This is a genomic window from Bradyrhizobium sp. P2_E8 (assembly GCF_056403875.1).
In genome coordinates this window covers 1-4,589 of the sequence record NZ_JBFUES010000620.1, presented here as the reverse complement: position 1 = coordinate 4,589, position 4,589 = coordinate 1, and the positions used below count along the sequence as shown (strand labels likewise).

Here is a 4,589-nt window from a genome sequence, read left to right as displayed (position 1 = left end):
GTGCAGGAGAGTGCCGGTATCGCCGACGACGGCGAGGCATTGAGGCACCTGGCGAAGCTGACGCTAGCCTTCCTCGCCGCCACCCGCGGTCCCCTCGGTACGATCTGGCTGAACGAGACGGGCGAGTTGGAGGAGACGCCGGCCTTCCCGGTCCAGGCGGTCGATACGCTCGGCGCGGGCGATGTCTTCCATGGCGCCTTCACGCTCCGCCTCGCCGAGGGAGAGGGGGTGCGCGAGGCGCTGCGATTCGCCGCGGCGGCTGCAGCGCTGAAATGTACCCGCCATGGTGGCGGTCTGGCCGCCCCACAACGCCTTGAAGTTGAACAGCTTTTGCACATGCCGCCTGCGGCGGCGCGCAGCGGGCCGGCGCGATTATAGGCTTGCCGTGGAATGATTTTCTCTATATCAGGGAAATCTGCCCAAGAAATGGAACAAAGTTCTTCAAATGACTGACCTCGCTGTCCAGATCCCCGAGACCAGCCGCCGCCTCGACGCCATCGACCGCAAGATCCTGATGGTACTCCAGGAGGATGCCTCCCTCTCCGTCGCCGAGATCGGCGACCGTGTCGGCCTGTCCTCGACCCCCTGCTGGAAGCGCATCCAGCGGCTGGAGGCTGACGGCGTGATCCTGAAGCGGGTCGCCCTGGTCGACCAGAACAAGATCGGGCTCGGCATCTCCGTGTTCGTCTCGGTGGAGAGTGCCGACCATTCCGACGCCTGGCTCAAGAAGTTCGCCGAAGCCGTCAGCGCCATGCCCGAGGTGATGGAGTTCTACCGGATGGCCGGCGACGTCGACTACATGCTGCGCGTCGTGGTCGCGGACATGCAGGCCTATGACGTGTTCTACAAGAAGCTGATCAGCGCCGTGCCGCTGAAGAACGTCACCTCGCGCTTCGCGATGGAGAAGATCAAGTCGGTCACCGCGCTGCCGATCCCGGCGGTGGTGGCGGCGTAAGAGCTCACCACACGAAAAGTGTCATCGCCCGGCTTGACCGGGCGATCCAGTACTCCGAGATGCCAGCGTTTGGACCGGGAGGCCGCGGCGTACTGGATGCCCCGCCCCCGTGCGCAATTGCGCACTAGGCGGGCATGACGCAGTGTATGTGGTGATACCGGCCCCTCTCAGATCTTCTGATTGTACTCGCCGACTTCGGGATGCGTGCGCAGCACGCTGTTCACCATCTCGAACATGTCGTGCATGCGCTGCTCGGAGACCGGGCTCTCGACCACGACGACGAGCTCGGGCTTGTTGGAGGAGGCGCGCACCAGGCCCCAGCTGCCGTCCTCGACCGTGACGCGCACGCCGTTGACGGTGACGAGGTCGCGGATCGCCTGGCCGCCGATCTTGGCCCCCTTCGCCTGCAGGCCTTCGAAATGCTTCACGACCTTGTCGATGACGCCGTATTTGACCTCGTCGCCGCAATGCGGCGACATGGTCGGCGACGACCAGGTTTTTGGCAGTGCGTTCTTCAGATCAGCCATCGATTTGCCGGGCGCGCGGTCGAGCATGTCGCAGATCGCGATCGCCGACACCAGGCCGTCGTCATAGCCGCGCCCGTACGGCTTGTTGAAGAAGAAGTGGCCGGATTTCTCGAAGCCCGCGAGCGCGCCCATCTCGTGGGTGCGGCGCTTCATGTAGGAATGGCCGGTCTTCCAATAGGCGACCTTCGCGCCCTGCTTCTGGAGAACAGGATCGGTGACGAACAGGCCGGTCGACTTCACGTCGACGACGAACTGCGCGTCCTTGTGGATCGCCGACATGTCGCGGGCGAGCATCACGCCGACCTTGTCGGCAAAGATCTCCTCGCCGGTGTTGTCGACGACGCCGCAGCGGTCGCCGTCGCCGTCGAAGCCGAGCCCGACATCGGCCTTGTGCTGCAGCACGGCGTCGCGGATCGCGTGCAGCATCTCCATGTCTTCAGGATTCGGATTGTATTTCGGGAAAGTGTGGTCGAGCTCGGTGTCGAGCGGGATCACCTCGCAGCCGATCGCCTCCAGCACCTGCGGCGCGAACGCGCCGGCGGTGCCGTTGCCGCAGGCCGCGACAACCTTGAGCTTGCGCGTCAGCTTCGGACGGCTGGTGAGATCGGCGATGTAGCGCGCCRGATAATTCTCGTGGAACTGGTAGGAGCCGCCGACCTTGTTCTTGAACTCGGCGCCCAGCACGATCTCCTTGAGCCGCGTCATCTCGTCCGGGCCGAACGTCAGCGGACGGTTGGCGCCCATCTTCACGCCGGTCCAGCCATTGTCGTTGTGCGAGGCCGTGACCATCGCGCAGCAGGGCACGTCGAGGTCGAACTGCGCGAAATAGGCCATCGGCGTCACCGCCAGACCGATGTCGTGCACCTTGCACCCCGCGGCCATCAGGCCGGAGATCAGCGCGTATTTGATCGAGGCCGAATAGCCGCGGAAATCATGGCCGGTGACGATCTCCTGCTTGACGCCGAGTTCCGCGATCAGCGCGCCCAGCCCCATGCCGAGCGCCTGGATCCCCATCAGGTTGATTTCCTTCTGGAACAGCCAGCGCGCGTCGTATTCGCGAAAACCCGTGGATTTCACCATCGGCTCGGATTCGAAGGCGTAGGTGTTGGGCAACAAGACGGATTTCGGCTTGGGAAACATTGAGACGGTCTCGTGAAAGGGGGGCAGGATCTGATGCAGCCTTAGCGAATGCCAGGCCGCCGCGGAAGGCGGGATTGGCAGCTTGTGGCTTATAATTGCGGCAGTTTGGTAACAGGGAAAACCTGACCGCGACAGCGGTCGAAACAGCGACGTTTTTTGAAATATACGGTCGCAGGCGCCCTTGGGAGGCCCTTACTGCTCTAGCACCATCTGGCCGTTGGCGTACTCAAAACGCTTCAGGCGGGACAGGAAGGAGAGGCCGAGCAGGTTTTCCGATAGCGCCTCGTCCGGCAGCACCATGGCTTCGACGTCGCGCACGACGAGGCCGCCGACCTCCAGCATGGCGATGCGGGTGCGCGCGGCCTTGATGGTGCCGTTGGCGGTGGAGACGGTGGCGTTGTATTCGCTGCGCGAGGGACGCAGGCCGAAGCGGGCGGCCGAGGTCTCGTTCAGCGCAACCACGGAGGCGCCGGTGTCGACCATGAAGCCGATGCGCTGACCATCGATCCGGCCCTCGGTCTGGAAATGGCCGCGGCCGTCGCGGCCAATGGCGAGGCTGCGGCCACCGGCCGGCGCGGTGGCTGCGACCGCCACCGTCGTGCGCGGCGCTGACGTGGCGGAAGCGGAGCTCATCCTGTCCGCCATCTGCRCCATGAAGGTGCCGAGGCCGATCATGATGGCCGCGAAGATCATTATGTTACGCATCACACCACTTCCGAGCCGGAAAGCTCGATTTCACCACGCGACACGACCGCCCGCGAGCGACGCTGCGGCCGGACCATTGCCATTTTGACGAAAAGGATGAGCGGACGGTTAATGCGGGTTCGTGATTTCTCAGGTGCCGCGCGGTTTGACCCGCCGGGTCGGCAGTGCGTTCGCCGGATCTTCCGGCCAGGGATGGCGCGGGTAGCGGCCGCGCAGGTCGGAGCGCACCGCGGCGTAGCTGCCGCGCCAGAAGCCCGGGAGATCCCGCGTCACCTGCACCGGGCGTTGCGCCGGCGACAGCAATTCCAGCACCAGCGGCACCTTGCCGGCAGCAATCGACGGATGGGTGTTGAGCCCGAACAACTCCTGGAGCCGCACCGCGATGGTCGGGCCCTGCTCGGCCTCGTAGTCGATCGCGAGCACGGTGCCGGTCGGCGCCTCGAAATGCGTCGGCGCTTCGCGGTCGAGCCGCGCGCGCATCTCCCACGGCAACAGCGCCATCAGCGCATCGGAGAGATCGCCGGCGGAGATATCCTTGAGCGCAATCTTGTCGTAGAGCGCGGGCACCAGCCAATCGTCGCGCCGCGCGATCAGCCCGTCGTCGGACAGATCGGGCCAGCTGTCGCCTTCGGCCTTGCGCAGGAACATCACGCGGTCGCGCCATTGTTTGGCCGCCTTCGACCAGGGCAACCGGTCGAGGCCCGCGGCGATCAGCCCATCGGCGAGGATGCGTGCAGTCTCCTCCGACGGCGACACGGCCAACGTAGCTTCAGAGAGCGTGATGGCATGCAGCGCGCGCTTGCGCCGCGCGCGCAGCGCCATCGCGCCGCGGTCGAACGAGGTCTCGTCGACGGTCTCGATATGCTCGGCGAAATGCCGCTCGATGTCGTCCTCGGTGATCTGCGCGGCGAGCAGGATGCGCCCGCTCGCGGCCGTTCCCGTCATTTCGCCGATCGCGATATAGGGCGCGCGGGCGAGCGACGAGGTTTGCTCGACGGCGGCGCCGCGGCCGTTGGCAAGTACGAAGCTGCCATTGCCGCGATTGCGGGCAACGCGGTCCGGGAAGGCATAGGCGAGCATCAGGCCGGTCGAGAGATCTTCCTGCTGCCCCGCCTTCTCCGACGCCGCGACCTGCGAGGCCCAGCGCCGGGCGAGGTCGCGCGCACTCGACGCGCGCGGCGAGCGGTCGCGGCGGAACTGGTCGCGCCGGTACTCGAGATCGGCGCTGTCGCCGCCGAGCCCGCGCTCGGTGAGGATGGCCG

General features: G+C 65.7%; 5 protein-coding genes. 2 read left to right on the top strand and 3 right to left on the bottom strand.

Going from position 1 to position 4,589, the window contains the following annotated elements:
* Together AC1D00_RS28070 and AC1D00_RS28065 are read left to right on the top strand one after the other, a co-directional pair.
* Positions 1-378: PfkB family carbohydrate kinase (locus AC1D00_RS28070; protein WP_477012889.1), on the top strand; the 378-nt coding region annotated here is incomplete at its 5' end.
* A gap of 67 nt (positions 379-445) precedes the next feature.
* Positions 446-955 carry an Lrp/AsnC family transcriptional regulator gene (locus tag AC1D00_RS28065; protein WP_027547489.1) on the top strand — a complete coding sequence of 170 codons (510 nt, stop codon included), beginning with the start codon at positions 446-448 and terminating at the stop codon, positions 953-955.
* Positions 956-1,122: 167 nt separating this feature from the next.
* On the opposite strand, the gene AC1D00_RS28060 is transcribed toward AC1D00_RS28065, so the two are convergent.
* From AC1D00_RS28060 to AC1D00_RS28050, 3 genes are all read right to left on the bottom strand, one after another.
* Complete coding sequence (locus tag AC1D00_RS28060) at positions 1,123-2,622, bottom strand: phosphomannomutase/phosphoglucomutase (protein ID WP_477012888.1); 1,500 nt, start codon at positions 2,620-2,622, stop codon at positions 1,123-1,125.
* 192 nt (positions 2,623-2,814) lie between these two features.
* On the bottom strand, positions 2,815-3,327 hold the full coding sequence (locus tag AC1D00_RS28055) for a TIGR02281 family clan AA aspartic protease (RefSeq protein ID WP_477012887.1): 513 nt from the start codon (positions 3,325-3,327) through the stop codon (positions 2,815-2,817).
* Positions 3,328-3,456: 129 nt separating this feature from the next.
* On the bottom strand, positions 3,457-4,589 hold a 1,133-nt coding region (locus tag AC1D00_RS28050; RefSeq protein WP_477012886.1), incomplete at its 5' end, for an ATP-dependent helicase C-terminal domain-containing protein.